This window comes from Dyella silvae (genome assembly GCF_026421305.1).
In the GTDB taxonomy this organism is placed as follows: Bacteria; Pseudomonadota; Gammaproteobacteria; order Xanthomonadales; family Rhodanobacteraceae; genus Dyella; species Dyella silvae.
This window is the reverse complement of record NZ_JAPJBQ010000007.1, coordinates 203,524-219,463: the sequence shown is the minus strand read 5'-3', so window position 1 is coordinate 219,463 and position 15,940 is coordinate 203,524. Positions and strand designations below refer to the sequence as shown.

Sequence of the window (15,940 nt, the reverse complement as noted above, 5' to 3'; positions counted from 1 at the left end):
CTGTGAACTACCGCGACGCCCATGCCTATCGTTTGATCAACGTGCCGGAATATTTGGCGTAGCTCACGCAGCCATCCCAGCCAGGCCCCTCTATGAAACGCATCCTGCTTGCCATGTCATTGACCCTTGGCTTCTGCTGTGCCACCGCGACCGAACTCGACGCTTCGGTGATCACAGCGGACGGGCAACGTGAGGTGATCGAACGAGCTGCCGAGGTGATCCAGGCTCGCTATGTGGATCAGGCATTGGGGCTCAAGGTCGCCCAGACCATTCGCCAGCAGGCCAACACCGATGCGTTCAAGGGTGTTCGCGATCCCGAAGCGTTCGCCCAGGCGCTGACCACCGAGCTGCGCAAACTATCCGGCGACGGACACTTTCGCATCAACTACAGCGTGCAGCCCGTACCGATGCCCGATGCGAAGGCTGCCGATCAATACGAAGAAGACGACGACAGTTGGGCCGGCCCGGCTATCAACCATGGCTTCGAGAGCGTGCGACGTCTCGATGGTGACATTGGGTACCTCGACCTGCGCGTGTTCGCACCGCCGCGCGTGGCGGCCGACATGCTGCAATCCGCGATGACCCTGCTGGCGCAGTCCAAAGCCTTGATCATCGACTTGCGCAACAACGGCGGCGGCGACAGCAGCATGGAGATGCTGATGGCCGCATATCTGCTGGACCAGCCGGCGGAAATGAGCGCCATCTATGATCGCCCGAGCAATCGGCTCACCCGTGCCATGTCGCCAGTGTGGGTGGCCGGCCGCCGATTCGGCGGCGTCAAACCGGTCTATGTACTCATCTCGCACAAGACCTTTTCCGCCGCTGAAGCTTTCGCTTACGACCTGCAGGCCATGAAGCGCGTCACCGTGGTGGGCGAAGCCAGCGGCGGTGGGGCGCATCCGTATGAGCGTCGGCGCCTCACCGATCACTTCCTGATCAAGTTGCCGGAAATGCGCTCGATCAATCCCATCACCGGCACCGACTGGCAGGGTGTGGGCGTGAAGCCGGATGTACCAACCCCGCCCGAGCTAGCGCTCGACAAGGCACTCGAACTGGCACACGCGGCGATGACTAACGAAGCCAAGGCGAATGACAAACCAGCGCACTGACATACCGCAGCTGCGTTTCCGCGCGTAATGTCCCGCCGCCGCCCACCCGGCGATTGCCATCCAGTTCGTACCATCGGCACGCCAGAGCTCGCATCAGCATCCGACGAATCGAAAAGTGTCTGCGTTGTCAGGCGCTCAACTGAACCTTGCAGTTCTGTCCACAAGCCTCAGCGGAAGTTGAAGTACTCGTAGCGCAAGTTCGTCTCCGGTACGCCATCCGCGTGCATCTGGGCGCGAATGACGTGCAGCAGCCCCGATGGGCCGCAGAACGAGACGTCCACGGACGGCCCGCCGATCTCGCGCACGATGGCACCGAAGCGCTGCTGAAACGTCGGGCTGATGGGGCCATCCGGTACCGGCACCAGCGTGACGCCACGACGATCAGCCATGGCCTGCAGCACAGGCACCTCGGGGAATTCCCGGCCTGGCGTATAGAAGTAGAACAAGGTGACGTGCTCGAAGCCGCCGGCTTCGCTGTCCTTGAGCCAGGCGATGAACGGCGAGATGCCCACGCCGCCGCCAATCCACACTTCGCGCGGCGCTTGTGTGTTGCGGGTAAAGCGGCCATGCGGTGCATAGATATCGGCCAGCATGCCCACACGCACGTTGGCAACGAGTTGGCTGGTGAAGTCGCCCAGCGCGCGGATCACAAAGTCCACGCGGCCATCGGGGTGCTGTCCACTCGCAATGGTGAATGGATGCGGTTCGCGCAGACCGTCGTGCTTCATGCGCAGAAAACCGAACTGTCCAGGCGTGAAGGCGATCGGTTTACCGACCGGTTCCAGTTCCAGATGGATGGCCGCTTTGCCCGGCGACACTGCCACCACTCGATATTCCGCCTGACCGGAGACGAAGCGATACAACACCAGCTTGTACAACGCGGCCACGACGCCTGCCCCGGTCGTCAGCGCCATCCAGAGACCTGCGGGACTCGTCCACGCAACCGGCGACTTGATGCTGAGCCAGTGCAGGATGACTACGATGAACAACGGCCCCGACAGTTTGTGCCACTGCCGCCATACCCGATAAGGGATGTTCCGGTTCAGCGCCAGCAGCACGATAAACATCACACCGACAAACGAGAACTGCCGCAGAAAGCGCGTGACGTCGCGCGGCATCGCGATGATCGGCGCTGTGTTCCAGCCCTGCATGCCCGCGTGAAAAACCAGGTGGAACGATGCCAACCCCAGTGCCCAGACGGCGAGCCACTTGTGCACGAGATAGAGGCGATCGAGCCCGCCAAACAGCGACTCGACCCATGCCAGCCGCGCACTCAACACCGCCGCGATACCCATCATCGACAGCGCTGCCACGCCCGCCGCGAGGCTGAAAGCGCTGGTCGACCACCAGTCACCTGATGGCACGTCAAACGCAACCAGCACTGCGCTGAGCACGATGGAAAATGTGACGGCCTGCCAGCTCTTGATCATTCGGAACACCCAGTCTTCGCGACCTGTCTATCGCTGTTGTCGAAGGTAGCGATGATGCCCCACTTTTGTCTGACCTAAGCTGACTCGGCGCGACATCCCGGCGCACCATAGCGTCCTGTGCTGTCCGAGCAGCGGTCGTACAAGGGCCGCTCGCAATGACATATGGCATTGGTACCGTTCGCCAGCGCCCCTGAAGCTGGGCACCCCAACCGAGCGGGAGCGGCCGTCATGCATTCATGGTTCAAAACCCTGTTCGCGCTGCTTGGTGTGCTTTTGGTCGGCGCGGCCCTGGCGCAACGCGCACCGCAGCAACAGTCGTTTGATATGCGCGTGGCATGGATGCCTGAACCGGTCAACGTCGATGGCCGGACATCCTTGCTGTACGAGTTGCACCTCACCAACTTTGCCAAAGAACCCCTGACGCTTCAGCGCATCAGCGTGTTGGATGATCAGGGTCAGACTCTGGCAGAGATCGAAGGTGACGCGCTCAGCCATGCCATCGGACGTAGCGATCGGCCCGCCGAAGCGCTTCGCACGCAATGGCCACCGGGCATCGATGCCGTGGTTTATTTATCGGTGCCGCTGAAGGACCGTGTTACTCAGCCGCTGCGGCTGGTCCACCGTGCCACGTATGTCAGGGCGGGGGCGGAGCCAGGTACCGCGACGGTGGATGGCGCAGCACTGATCGTGCAGCCGTCCAACGTATCCGAACTGGGTCCGCCCCTGCGTGGCGGTCCATGGGTCGCCATCTACGATGCACGCTGGGAGCGGGGGCATCGACGTGTGCTGTATGCCGTGAACGGCGCTGTGCATGTGCCCGGGCGCTTCGCCATCGACTGGATTCGCGTCGGTCCCCACGGCGGATTTGCTCGCGGCGACGGCAAGCTGGCATCGCAATGGTTCGGCTACGGCGCCGATGTGCTCGCGGTGACGGACGCCGTGGTGGCGTCCATCGGCGAAGGTGTCGCCGAGGCGAGTTCGCTTGCCGAAGGCATGGCGCACAAGGCGCCGCTGGAGAACGCAGCGGGCAATTATGTGGCGCTGGATCTCGGCGATGGCCGTTTCGCGTTCTACGAACATCTCAAGCCCGGAAGCATTGCCGTCAGGCCCGGCGAGCACGTGCGGCGCGGACAGGTCATCGGAAAGCTCGGCTTCACCGGCGAATCGACCGGCCCGCACCTGCATTTTCATGTGAGCGACGCCAACGCACCGCTCGCTGCCGAAGGTTTGCCTTATGGGCTGGACCGATTCCGCCTGCTTGGTTCCTACGCGACGATTGATACGTTTGCGCAAGGTCAGCCATGGCAGGCTCTTCCGGATGCCGACATGCGGCAAAACGAATTTCCAGCACCGTTGAGCGTGGTGGATTTTGGCAACGAATCGGGGCGCTGAGGCGCTTCGCCAGCGGGGCGCCGTAGAGGGGTTTCGCCGCGCGCCAGTACCCCAAAAAACAACGGGCGCCGAAGCGCCCGTTGTTCTCTTCCACATGTGGGTTCGCGATCAGAGCGCGTAGTACATCTGGAATTCCAGCGGATGCGTGCTGGCGCGGTAACGGGTCACTTCCTGCATCTTCAGTTCGATGTAGGCATCGATGAAGTCGTCGTTGAACACGCCGCCGGCCTTGAGGAAGTCGCGGTCCTTGTCGAGCGCGTTCAGCGCTTCGTCGAGGCTCGAGCACACCTGGGGGATGTTCTTCTCTTCTTCCGGCGGCAGGTCGTACAGGTCCTTGTCGCTCGGCGCACCCGGGTCGATCTTGTTGATGATGCCGTCGAGGCCGGCCATCATCAGCGCGGTGAACACGAGGTAGCCGGAGTTCATCGGATCGGGGAAGCGCACTTCGATGCGGCGGCCCTTCGGGCTCGACACGTACGGAATGCGGCAGCTGGCCGAACGGTTGCGGGCCGAGTACGCCAGCATCACCGGGGCTTCGAAGCCCGGCACCAGACGCTTGTAGCTGTTGGTGGTGGAGTTGGCGAAGGCGTTGATGGCCTTGGCGTGCTTGAAGATGCCGCCGATGTACCACAGCGCCGTCTGCGACAGGCCGCCGTACAGGTCGCCGGCGAACAGGTTGTTGCCGTCCTTCGCGAGCGACTGGTGCACGTGCATGCCGCTGCCGTTGTCGCCGACGATGGGCTTGGGCATGAAGGTGACGGTCTTGCCGTTCTGATGGGCGACGTTCTTGATGACGTACTTCATGGTCATCAGTTCGTCGGCCTTCTGCACCAGCGTGTTGAACTTCACGCCGATCTCGCACTGGCCAGCGTTGGCCACTTCGTGGTGGTGCACTTCCACCACCTGGCCCAGCGACTCGAGCACCTTGCACATGTCAGCGCGCAGGTCGCCCAGCGAGTCGACCGGGCTGACGGGGAAGTAGCCGCCCTTCACGCCCGGACGGTGACCGGTGTTGTTGTCTTCGTACTTGTAGCGCGAGCTCCATGCGGCTTCTTCGGAGCCGATTTCGTAGAACACGCGGCCCATGTCGTTCTGCCAGCGCACGGAATCGAAAATGAAGAACTCCGGCTCCGGACCGAAGTAGGCGGTGTCGGCGATGCCGGTGGACTTGAGGAATGCCTCACCGCGCTTGGCGATGGAGCGCGGGTCGCGGCCGTAAGCCTGCATGGTCGACGGCTCGAGCACGTCGCAGTGCAGCACCATCTGCGTGTGCTGGCTGAACGGGTCGATGTAGGCCGTGTCCGGATCCGGCATCAGCACCATGTCCGATTCATTGATGCCCTTCCAGCCGGCGATCGACGAACCGTCGAACATCTTGCCGTCCTCGAACGTGCCTTCGTCGATGGCATGAGCCGGGAACGTGACGTGGTGATGCTTGCCGAGCATGTCGGCAAAACGGAAGTCGACGAATTCGACCTCGTGTTCCTGGATCTGATCGAGCACTTTCTGGACGGCGGACGACATGGACAACCTCGGCGGGATAGAAGGTGAGGAAACGTGTGGTTCTGAGCAAGGCGCGTGCCAAGCGATGGATGTCTGCCATATCAATAAGTTAGGCTGCTGCCACCCATATTGATATGACTTTATTGCACTAAAATGAAACGGTGATTTGCACCATTATGGGGCATTTCTAATCCGATCACGTCATTCCGGCGAAGGCCGGAATCCAGTGACTTTGCTCTGACTCACTCAACGGCGCTGGATTCCGGCCTTCGCCGGAATGACGGTGAGGGGGGACAAAGGGTGCTAACAAGGTCTCGCCCCAAAAACGCCACCCCGGTCCCTTAAGCTATGCCCCTTTGCGCCGGTATGGAACCGGCGCCCGCCCACCACCGGAGTTTTCGTGAGCGATCTCATCAACGTCATCCTGCTCGGCATCGTCGAGGGCATCACCGAATTCCTTCCCATTTCCAGCACAGGTCACCTGCTGATTGCCGAGAAGTTCGGTTTGGGCGAGCGCTCGGATCTGTTCAATGTCGGCATCCAGGCCGGCGCGATTCTCGCGGTGACTTTTATCTACTGGAACCGCATCTGGAACCTGTTCACGCAGTGGCGTGACCCGGCCAACCGCGACTATCTGGCGAAGCTGTTTGTCGCCTTCATGATCACCGCCGTGCTCGGCTTCATTGCCGTGAAACTCGGCTTCAAGCTGCCCGAGGCGGTGACCCCGGTGGCATGGGCGCTGGTCATCGGTGGCTTCTGGATGATCGCGGCGGAACGGCTCGCCGCCCGCCAGCCCGACCGCACGCAGGTGACGTGGCGCGTGGCGATTCTGGTTGGCTTTGCTCAGATGGTGGCTGGCATTTTCCCGGGCACGTCGCGCTCGGCGGCGACCATCTTCACCGCCATGCTTGCCGGCACCAGCAATCGCGCAGCGGCGACGGAGTTCGCTTTCCTGGTCGGCATTCCCACCATGTATGCCGCCAGCGGTTACGAGTTGCTCAAGGTGTTGAAGGAAGGCGGTGTGCACCACGAGGACTGGACCGCCTTTGGCGTCGGCTTTGTGGTGTCGGCCATCGTCGCGTTCATCGCGGTGAAGTGGCTGCTCGGCTACATCCGCAGCCATCGCTTTACGCCGTTTGCGATCTATCGCATTGCGCTGGGCGTGGCGTTGTTGCTGCTGATTCCGGCAGGGGCGTAACGGAATACCCTGCACCGTCATCCCCGCGAAAGCGGGGATCCAGTGCCTTTGAGCGCTGAGGTAAACCGAAAGTCGCTGGATCCCCGCTTTCGCGGGGATGACGGTGGGGCGATAGCGAAGCTCACCGGTGGATTTGAAAAGACCCCGCGCTTACGCGCTCAACCGCTGCGGCACCGCCGAGACCACCGGCTTCTTGTGCTTACCCGGCTCGTTGGTCTGCTCGAACACCTCGCGCACCCACTCGATAAAGCACTGCACGCGCGCGGACAGGTGCTTCTTCTGCGGGTAGACGATCCACACCGGCTTGCCGGCGGAAATGGTGTCAGTCATCACCAGCTCGAGCTTGCCCATGTCCAGCATGCAGGCGGCGATGACATGCGGCGCCTGGGTAATGCCCAATCCGGAAACCACCGCCTGGATCACCGATTCCGCATCGTTGATCAGCAGATGCGCATCGATATCCACGGCGACCTGACCGCTCGGCGTGTCGAACTGCCACTGGCGCGGGCGCCCGTTGGGCATGATGTAGTTGATGCAGCGATGGTTCTTCAGGTCCTCGATGCTCTGCGGCGCACCGTGTTTGGCCAGGTACTCCGGCGAGGCGATGATCACGTTGCGCAGGTAACCGATCTTGCGAGCAATCAGGCTGGAATCCTCCAGCGGCCCCACGCGCACCGCGCAATCGATGCCTTCCTCATTGAGGTCGTAGGGGTAATCGCACATCGAGAGCTCCAGCCGGATATCCGGATAGCGCTGCTCGAATTCCGCCAGCCTCGGGATGATCACCGTACGCCCCACCGCCGCCGGCGCACCGATGCGCAGCTTGCCCGTGGGCTTGCGGCTGGCGTAGCCCAGAGCCTCGGTGGCCTCGGTCAGATCAGCAAGGATTTCCTTGCAACGTGCGTGGAACGCGGCGCCATCGTCGGTCAAACGCAGCGAACGCGTAGATCGGTAGAGCAGCCGGGCACCCAGGCTCTCTTCAAGGCGCGATACGGCTCGGCTGACACCTGAGGGGGTCATGCCGAGCTGGGCGGCGGCGGCGGCGAAGCTCTTGGCCTCAACCACCCGGACGAAGGCAGAGATTGCTGCAAAGTCTTCCATAGGCTCGATTTTCACCCCATTCGTGACTGCCAGTCACTATTGCATTGCATCAAAAGGGATTTATTGAACTCCATCGTACACCTAATCTCTCGCCCCTGCTCGCCGGCCCTACCCCCATGCCGACGAGATCATTCTGGGAGTCCGACATGAAAAAACGATGGATCCTTACCGCTCTCGCCGTCGCCGTGGTGGGTGGAAGCTGGGCCCTGCTGGGCCACAGCAGTGACACCCATGCGCAGGCTGGCCCGCCGCCGGCACCCACTGTCACCGTAGCCCAGGTGCTGGTACGCCCCGTGGACGACGCCGACGAGTTCACCGGCCGCTTGCAGGCCGTCGACACCATCCAGCTGCGGCCCCGCGTCAGCGGCTATGTGGATTCCGTCCACTTCAAGGAAGGCGCCATCGTGCGCAAGGGCGACCTGCTCTTCCGCATCGACCCGCGGCCCTATCAGGCCGAAGTGGATCGTCTGAATGCCAATCTCGGCCAGGCCAGGGCAGAGCAAGGACTCGCGCAGGCCAATGCCGAACGCGCCGAGCGACTGCTTGAGCAGCACGCCATCGCCAAGGAAGAAGCCGACCGTCAGCAGACGGCCGCGCAGAGCGCCAAGGCGCAGGTGGCATCCACCACCGCCGCACTCGACGCCGCCAAGCTCAACCTCGGCTTCACCGAAATACGCGCGCCTATCGACGGACGCGTCAGCAATGCGCTGGTGACGCCGGGCAACCTGGTGACCAGCAACGATGTGCTGACCAGCGTGGTGAGCATCGACCCGATCTATGCCTACTTCGACGTCGATGAGCACAGCTATCTGAAGTTCGACCGTCAGCGTCGCGACCATGGCGGTTCGCCGCAGATTTCGATGGCACTGGCGGATGAGAAAGGGTTTCCCCACGCCGGCCGCGTCGACTTCGTCGACAACCAGCTGCGTGCAGGCAGCGGCACGATCCGCCTGCGTGCGGTGTTCGACAACAGCGACGCCAGCTACACACCGGGCCTGTACGTCCGTATCCAGCTACGTAGCGACAGCCGCCAGCCGCGTGCACTGGTCGATGACCGCGCCGTAGGCGCCGACCTTGGCAACAAGTTCGTCTACGTGATCGACAAGGATCGCAAGGTGGAATACCGCCGCGTGGTCACCGGTCCGCTGCTCGACGGCCTGCGCGTGGTTAGCGAAGGTCTGGACGCCAAGGACACCGTGATCGTCGCCGGCCTTCAGCACGTGCGTCCGGGTGTGGAAGTGAACCCGACCAAGGTGGCGATGGAGACGCGTAGTCTCGATCCGAACAAGCAGCTGGCGATGGCGGGTGGCAGCAGCGGCAACAAGGCTGCGCAGAACCCGTAATCGGTTTTGATCGTCATTCCTGCGAAAGCAGGAATCCAGTGACTTAGTCGCCACGCATAAAGGCGCTGGATCCCTGCTCTCGCAGGGATGACGAACTAGGAAGGAAACACGCAAATCATGGATGCCCTCTCTCATTTGAGCAGAGGGCCAGGGCCGCTTTGTCCCAGCACAACGCGAACAAGGCACCCAAAGTCCCCGCTTCGCGCGGGAATGGTGCCAAGAGCAACCAGGACGAATGCAATGAAACTCGCTCAGTATTTTGTGGACAGGCCGATTCTGGCTGGCGTCCTCTCCGTGCTGATCGTCATCGCGGGCAGCATCGCGCTGTTCAAACTGCCGATCAGCGAGTATCCCGAAGTGGTGCCGCCCACCGTGGTGGTGCGTGCCTCTTACCCCGGCGCCAACCCCAAGGTGATCGCCGAAACTGTCGCCACGCCGCTGGAAGAACAGATCAACGGCGTGGAAGGCATGCTCTACACCAGCTCGCAGTCCACCAGCGACGGCGCGATGACGCTCACCGTCACCTTTGCGCTGGGCACCGATCTGGACAACGCGCAGGTACAGGTGCAGAACCGCGTGTCGCAGGCGTTGCCGCGTTTGCCTGAGGAAGTGCAGCGTCTTGGCGTGACCACGCAAAAGAGCTCGCCCGACCTCACCATGGTGGTGCATCTGATCTCGCCCGATCAGCGCTACGACATGCTCTACCTGTCGAACTATGCGCGGCTGCACATCAAGGATCAGCTCGCCCGCCTCAATGGCGTGGGCGACGTGCAGATCTTTGGTGCGGGCGAATACAGCATGCGCGTGTGGCTCAACCCGGAGCGTCTTGCTTCGCGTCAGCTGACCACGGGCGATGTGGTGCATGCGATCCAGGAGCAGAACATCACCGTGGCGGCCGGCGCGCTGAATGCGCCGCCGGGCCCCACCAATGCTGCGTTCCAGCTCAACATCAACACGCAGGGCCGCCTGATCTCTGAGGAGGATTTCCTCAACATCATCGTGCGCAAGGATGCCGATGGCTCGTTCGTGCACTTGCGCGACGTGGCCCGCGTCGAACTCGGCTCCAACAGTTACGCGCTGCGCAGCTTGCTCAACAACCAGCCGGCGGTCGCCTTGCCGATCTTCCAGCGTCCGGGTTCCAACGCCATCCAGATTTCCGATGAAGTCCGCGCCCTGATGGCGGACCTCAAGAAGGATTTCCCGCAGGGCGTGGATTACAAGATCGTCTATGACCCGACCGTGTTCGTGCGCGGTTCGATCGAAGCGGTGGTGCATACGCTGTTCGAAGCGATCCTGCTCGTCGTGCTGGTGGTGATTCTGTTCCTGCAGACGTGGCGTGCATCGATCATCCCGCTGGTCGCAGTACCGGTGTCGTTGATCGGTACGTTCGCGGTGATGTTGATGGCAGGCTTCTCGCTCAATGCGCTGTCGCTGTTCGGCCTGGTGCTGGCCATCGGCATCGTGGTGGACGACGCCATCGTGGTGGTGGAGAACGTCGAGCGACACATCGAGCACGGTCTGTCGCCCAAGGAAGCAACGCGCAAGGCCATGAATGAAGTGACCGGGCCCATCGTGGCCACGGCGCTGGTGCTGTGCGCAGTGTTCGTGCCGGCGGCCTTCATCAGCGGCCTGACCGGCCAGTTCTATCGCCAGTTTGCGCTGACCATTGCCATCTCCACGGTGATCTCGGCCTTTAACTCGCTCACGCTGAGCCCCGCGCTTGCCGCCTTGCTGCTGAAGGAACACGGCGCACCCAAGGACAAGCTGAGCCTGCTCATCGACCGTGCGTTCGGGTGGCTGTTCCGTCCGTTCAACCGCCTGTTTGTCACCAGTGCGAACCGCTATGTGGGTGGCGTCAAGCGCATCCTGCGTTCGGGCGGCATTGCGCTGGTGATCTATGGTGGCCTCGTGTTGCTTGGCCTGTTTGGCTTTGCCCATGTACCGACCGGCTTCGTGCCGCCGCAGGACAAGCAGTACCTGGTGTCGTTCGCGCAGCTGCCGGATGCCGCCTCGCTGGATCGTTCGGAAGACGTGATTCGTCGCATGAGCGATATCGCGCTCAAGCAACCGGGCGTGGAAAGCGCCGTGGCATTCCCCGGTCTGTCGATCAACGGTTTCACCAACAGCACCAACTCGGGCATCGTATTCGTCACGCTCAAGCCGTTTGAGGAGCGTCGTGATGCCTCGCTCTCGGCCGGTGCGATCACCGCGGCTCTGCAGCAGAAGTACGCGGGCATCCAGGACGCGTACATCGCGATCTTCCCGCCACCGCCTGTCAATGGCCTTGGCACCATCGGCGGCTTCCGATTGCAGGTGGAGGATCGTTCGGACGCAGGCTTCGAGGAGCTCTACAAGCAGACGCAAAACCTGATCCAGGCAAGCACCAAGGTGCCGACGCTGGCGGGCCTGTTCTCCAGTTACCAGGTGAGCGTGCCGCAGATCGACGCGGACGTGGATCGCGAGAAGGCGAAGGCCGAAGGCGTGGACCTGGCCGACGTGTACCAGACCATGCAGGCGTATCTCGGCTCGCTCTACGTCAACGACTTCAACCGTTTTGGTCGCACGTACCAGGTGAACGTTTCCGCCGAGCCGGGCTTCCGTCATGAGCCACAGGACATCCTGGGCCTCAAGACGCGTAGCTCGACAGGCGAGATGATTCCGCTGGGTTCGTTCCTTACGGTGAAGCAGACCGTTGGCCCGGATCGCGTGCAGCACTACAACGGCTACCCGACCGCCGAGATCAACGGCGGCCCGGCACCGGGCTACAGCAGTGGTCAGGCGCAAGCGGCGATCGAGAAGCTCGCCGCGGAAAACCTGCCCAACGGCATGACGTTCGAGTGGACCGAGCTTACCTATCAGCAGATTCTTGCCGGCAACACCGCAGTGCTCGTGTTCCCCTTGTGCGTGCTGCTCGTGTTCCTGGTGCTGGCCTCGCTGTACGAAAGCCTGCTGCTGCCGCTGGCAGTGATCCTGATCGTGCCGATGGTGCTGTTGTCTGCCATCTCGGGCGTGTGGCTCTCCGGTGGCGACAACAACATCTTCACCCAGATCGGCCTGATCGTGCTCGTTGGCCTGGCGTGCAAGAACGCGATCCTGATCGTGGAGTTCGCCCGCGAAGCCCAGATCATCGAAGGCATGGATCGCACGCAGGCCGTGCTTGAAGCAGCCCGCCTGCGACTGCGCCCGATCCTGATGACCTCGTTCGCTTTCATCATGGGCGTGGTGCCGCTGGTGACCTCGCACGGTGCGGGTGCGGAGATGCGTCACGCGATGGGTGTGGCGGTGTTCGCCGGCATGCTGGGCGTCACCTTCTTCGGCCTGATCTTTACGCCGCTGTTCTATGTGCTGGTACGTGGCTGGAGCGAACGCACGAGCGAACGCCGCCGCGCCCGCAAGGCCGCGCAACTTGCGCAGGCCAGCAACCTCCTCGAGGAGCATTGATATGTCTTCTTTGAAAAACCTCTTCGCCACACTTCTCCCTCTCCCCTCCGGGGAGAGGGCCGGGGTGAGGGGCCAATCTGGCGACACCCTTTCATCCGGCGTCGGTTTCATGGATATAGCAGCAACGCCGACGCCCTCCTGTGGCCCCGTGTCGCGCCGCTCTGCCGCGAAGAAAGTCACCGCCATCGCGGCAGCCATCATGCTTGCCGGCTGCGCCAGCGTCGGCCCCGACTATCACGCGCCACAGGAAAAACCTGTGGCCATGCAGGGCGTCAACGCGCAGGAATCCACGCAGACGTTCCAGGCGCAATGGTGGAAGCAGTTCAACGACCCCACGCTGGACGCTTTGATCCAGCGCGCTGCCGCGAACAGCCCCGATCTGAAGATCGCCTATGCACGTCTGCGCGAATCGCGCGCCATGCTGGGCGTAGCGAAGTCCCAGCAGATTCCCGACGTGGAAACGGTCGCCAACTATTCGCGCAGCCGCCAGCAGCAACCGGGCTTCACCGACAAACGCACCACCATTACCAGCTATCAGGCCGGCTTCGACGCCAGCTGGGAAATTGATCTGTTCGGCGGCATTCGCCGCTCGGTGGAAGCGGCGGGCGCGGAGGCCGGTGCCAGCGAAGCGTCGCTGCAGGACGCGCAGGTGACACTGTTCGCCGAAGTCGCCCGCAATTACTTTGACCTGCGCGGCGTGCAGTTGCGTATCGACGTGGCTAACCGCGATATCGAAAACCAGCGCGAGACGCTGCGTCTTATCCATGCCCGTAACGACATCGGTACGGTTTCGGAACAGGACGTGGCCAGCGCCACGGCACGACTGAAGTTTGTGGAAGCGCAGCTACCCACGCTGCAGACGCTGGCGCAAAACGATACGTCGCGTCTGGCCGTGCTGTTGGGCGAACGTCCGGGTGAACTTGACGTCGATCTGTCGCCGCAGAGCTTCAAGCCCATCGATGTCGCGCTGGACATCGGCAACGCGGGTGATGTGCTGCAACGCCGGCCGGATGTGCGCGTCGCGGAACGCGAGCTCGCTGCCGCCAATGCCCGCATTGGCGTGGCCAAGGCCGACTACTACCCGCACATCACGCTGGGTGGTTTTCTTGGCTTCCTTTCCGGCCGCAGCAACGACTTTGGCGGCGCACAGTCACGTGCATGGTCGATCGCCCCGAGCATTACCTGGTCGGGCCTGAACGTGCAGCGCGTTCGCTCCAACGTAAAGGCCAGCGAGGCACGTGCGGATGCTGCACTCGCCTACTACCAACGCACTGTGCTGCAAGCCGTAGAAGACGTGGACAACGCCATCGTCGGCTACAACCTGCAACGCGATCGCGTGCTCAAGCTGCAGGATCAGGTGACCAACAGCCGTCGTGCTGCGGATCTTGCCCGCATCCGCTACAACGAAGGTGCCGCCGACTTCCTGCAATTGCTGGATGCCGAGCGCACCCAGCTGGAAGCCGAGGACGCGCTGGCCGATGCGCAGGCGGCGATCAACCTGCGCGCGGTGTCGGTGTACAAGGCATTGGGTGGCGGCTGGCAGGCATGCGCCACCGAGCGTTGCGATCAGCTGGCCACGACGCCATGAACGCGGTGGCGTTTCCGGTAAGGCCGTCCCGCCGTCGTGTGACGGCGGCCGAGCCGGAGCCCTCCCAGCGTGTCGCGCTGGTGAGCGGCGCCAATCGCGGCCTCGGACTCGAGGTGTCCCGGCAACTCGCGGCCAGCGGCGTGACCGTACTGATGGGCTCGCGCAACTCGCTCGCCGGAGAAAAGGCGGCGCGACAGCTGCGCCGAGATGGCGGCAAGGTGATCGCGGTGCCGCTGGATGTCACCTCAGCAGGTGACGTGCGCGAGCTTGCCGCCCGTATCCAAGGTGAGTACGGGCGGCTGGATATTCTGGTGAACAATGCCGGTGCGTACTTCGATGTCGACAATCAGGCATCTTCGGTCAGCCTGGATGTCGTGCGTCAGGCACTTGAGACCAATCTGCTCGGCGCCTGGCAACTCACCGAGGCGATGCTGCCGCTGATGCAGCGCCACGGTTACGGCCGTATCGTGAACGTTTCCAGCGGCTGCGGTGCCATGGACAGCGATGGCACCTGCTGTCCCGCCTACCGCGTCTCCAAGGCCGCGCTCAACAGCCACACACGCATGTTAGCGGCGGAACTCGCAGGCAGCGGCATTCTCGTCAATGCGGTATGCCCTGGCTGGGTCGCCACCGACATGGGCGGCCATGGCGGTCGGCCGGTTGCCGAGGGTGCCGCTGGTATCGTGTGGGCCGCCATGTTGCCTGGGCGGCCCGCGGTTACGGGCGGCTTTTTCCGCGACCGCATGCGCATCGACTGGTAACACCATCCCTTTCGAACGGAATCGCTATGTCATCGAACGAACTCGCCAATCGCCGCATCGTCCTTGCCGCTCGCCCACAGGGCCGGCCCACTCCAGACGACTTCCGGCTCGAACAAACTCGCCTGCCCACGCTTGCGGATGGCGAATTGCTGCTGCGCACGCTCTATCTCTCGCTCGACCCGTACATGCGCAACCTGATGGACGAAGCGGGCACGAGCTACGCCTCGGCCATACCCATTGGCCAACCGATCGTTGGCGGCACGGTCAGTCGCGTGGTGGTGTCGAAACATCCGCAGTTCCGCGCGGGCGATCTGGTGCTGGGTAACGCTGGCTGGCAGGAGCATGCTGTATCGGATGGCAAGGAACTGTCGCCGCTCGGCGACATGCCGCAGCCGTCGCTCGCGCTAGGTGCGCTGGGCATGCCGGCCTTCACCGCGTACGTGGGGCTGCTTGATATCGGCCAACCAAAACAGGGGGAAACCGTGGTCGTCGCTGGAGCCACTGGCGCGGTCGGTGCCATGGTCGGGCAGATCGCCAGGATCAAGGGCGCGCGCGTGGTCGGCATCGCCGGCGGCGCCGACAAGTGCCGCCACGCGGTGGAGACGCTGGGCTTCGATGCCTGCATCGATCGCCACGATCCGCTGCTCGCCGCACGCCTGGCCGACGCCTGCCCCAAGGGTATAGACGTCTATTTCGAGAACGTCGGTGGTGAGGTATTCGATGCCGTACTGCCGCTTCTGAATTTACATGCACGCGTCCCGGTGTGCGGCTTCATTGCGCACTACAACGATCACGCGCCGACCGCCGGCCCGGACCGCCTGCCACGGGTGACCTCCGCGATCCTGATGAAGCGCATCCGCATGCAAGGCTTCATCATCCTCGACCACTATGCCGACCGGTTCGAAGCGTTTCGCCGCGACATGGCAACGTGGATCGCCGACGGACGGGTCAAGGCCATCGAGCACGTCGTGGATGGACTGGAAAGCGCGCCCGAGGCCTTCATCGGGCTGCTGGAGGGACAAAACGTCGGCAAGCTGGTGGTGCGCGTAGCGCAGGACTGACGTCCTCGCTGGC

General features: G+C 62.9%; 11 protein-coding genes. 8 read left to right on the top strand and 3 right to left on the bottom strand.

Features of this window, described 5'->3' with window-relative positions; genetic code table 11:
* Positions 1-92: 92 nt before the first annotated feature.
* A complete protein-coding gene (locus tag OQE56_RS16520; RefSeq protein WP_267225743.1) occupies positions 93-1,109 on the top strand; it encodes a S41 family peptidase in 1,017 nt (338 codons plus the stop codon).
* A 167-nt stretch (positions 1,110-1,276) separates the two neighbouring features.
* Here OQE56_RS16520 and OQE56_RS16515 read toward each other — a convergent pair whose 3' ends face one another.
* Entirely contained in the window at positions 1,277-2,539 is a 1,263-nt protein-coding gene (locus OQE56_RS16515) for a ferredoxin reductase family protein (protein ID WP_267225742.1), read from the bottom strand.
* A gap of 228 nt (positions 2,540-2,767) precedes the next feature.
* Between OQE56_RS16515 and OQE56_RS16510 the strand changes: the two genes are divergently transcribed.
* Positions 2,768-3,931 (top strand): M23 family metallopeptidase, encoded by a 1,164-nt coding sequence (locus OQE56_RS16510; RefSeq protein WP_323748594.1) that lies wholly within the window; start codon positions 2,768-2,770, stop codon positions 3,929-3,931.
* Between the two features lie 108 nt (positions 3,932-4,039).
* Here the strand turns inward: OQE56_RS16510 and glnA are convergent, their stop codons facing one another.
* Positions 4,040-5,455, bottom strand: a complete 1,416-nt coding sequence (gene glnA / locus OQE56_RS16505; protein ID WP_267225741.1) for a type I glutamate--ammonia ligase — start codon at positions 5,453-5,455, stop codon at positions 4,040-4,042.
* Positions 5,456-5,834: 379 nt separating this feature from the next.
* On the opposite strand from glnA, the gene OQE56_RS16500 reads away from it, so the two are divergent.
* Positions 5,835-6,632, top strand: a complete 798-nt coding sequence (locus OQE56_RS16500; protein WP_267225740.1) for an undecaprenyl-diphosphate phosphatase — start codon at positions 5,835-5,837, stop codon at positions 6,630-6,632.
* 150 nt (positions 6,633-6,782) lie between these two features.
* Here OQE56_RS16500 and OQE56_RS16495 read toward each other — a convergent pair whose 3' ends face one another.
* A complete protein-coding gene (locus tag OQE56_RS16495; RefSeq protein ID WP_267225796.1) occupies positions 6,783-7,733 on the bottom strand; it encodes a LysR family transcriptional regulator in 951 nt (316 codons plus the stop codon).
* A 146-nt stretch (positions 7,734-7,879) separates the two neighbouring features.
* On the opposite strand from OQE56_RS16495, the gene OQE56_RS16490 reads away from it, so the two are divergent.
* From OQE56_RS16490 to OQE56_RS16470, 5 genes are all read left to right on the top strand, one after another.
* Positions 7,880-9,076: an efflux RND transporter periplasmic adaptor subunit gene (locus tag OQE56_RS16490; protein ID WP_267225739.1), complete on the top strand. Its 1,197-nt coding sequence runs from the start codon at positions 7,880-7,882 to the stop codon at positions 9,074-9,076.
* Positions 9,077-9,316: 240 nt separating this feature from the next.
* The gene (locus OQE56_RS16485) at positions 9,317-12,517 is read left to right on the top strand and encodes an efflux RND transporter permease subunit (RefSeq protein WP_267225738.1); all 3,201 of its coding nucleotides are present in this window, start codon (positions 9,317-9,319) and stop codon (positions 12,515-12,517) included.
* A gap of 109 nt (positions 12,518-12,626) precedes the next feature.
* On the top strand, positions 12,627-14,105 hold the full coding sequence (locus OQE56_RS16480; protein WP_267225737.1) for an efflux transporter outer membrane subunit: 1,479 nt from the start codon (positions 12,627-12,629) through the stop codon (positions 14,103-14,105).
* A complete protein-coding gene (locus tag OQE56_RS16475; protein ID WP_267225736.1) occupies positions 14,102-14,866 on the top strand; it encodes an SDR family oxidoreductase in 765 nt (254 codons plus the stop codon). Before OQE56_RS16480 ends, OQE56_RS16475 begins: the two co-directional genes overlap by 4 nt.
* 26 nt (positions 14,867-14,892) lie before the next feature.
* Entirely contained in the window at positions 14,893-15,927 is a 1,035-nt protein-coding gene (locus OQE56_RS16470) for an NADP-dependent oxidoreductase (protein WP_267225735.1), read from the top strand.
* Positions 15,928-15,940: the final 13 nt, after the last annotated feature.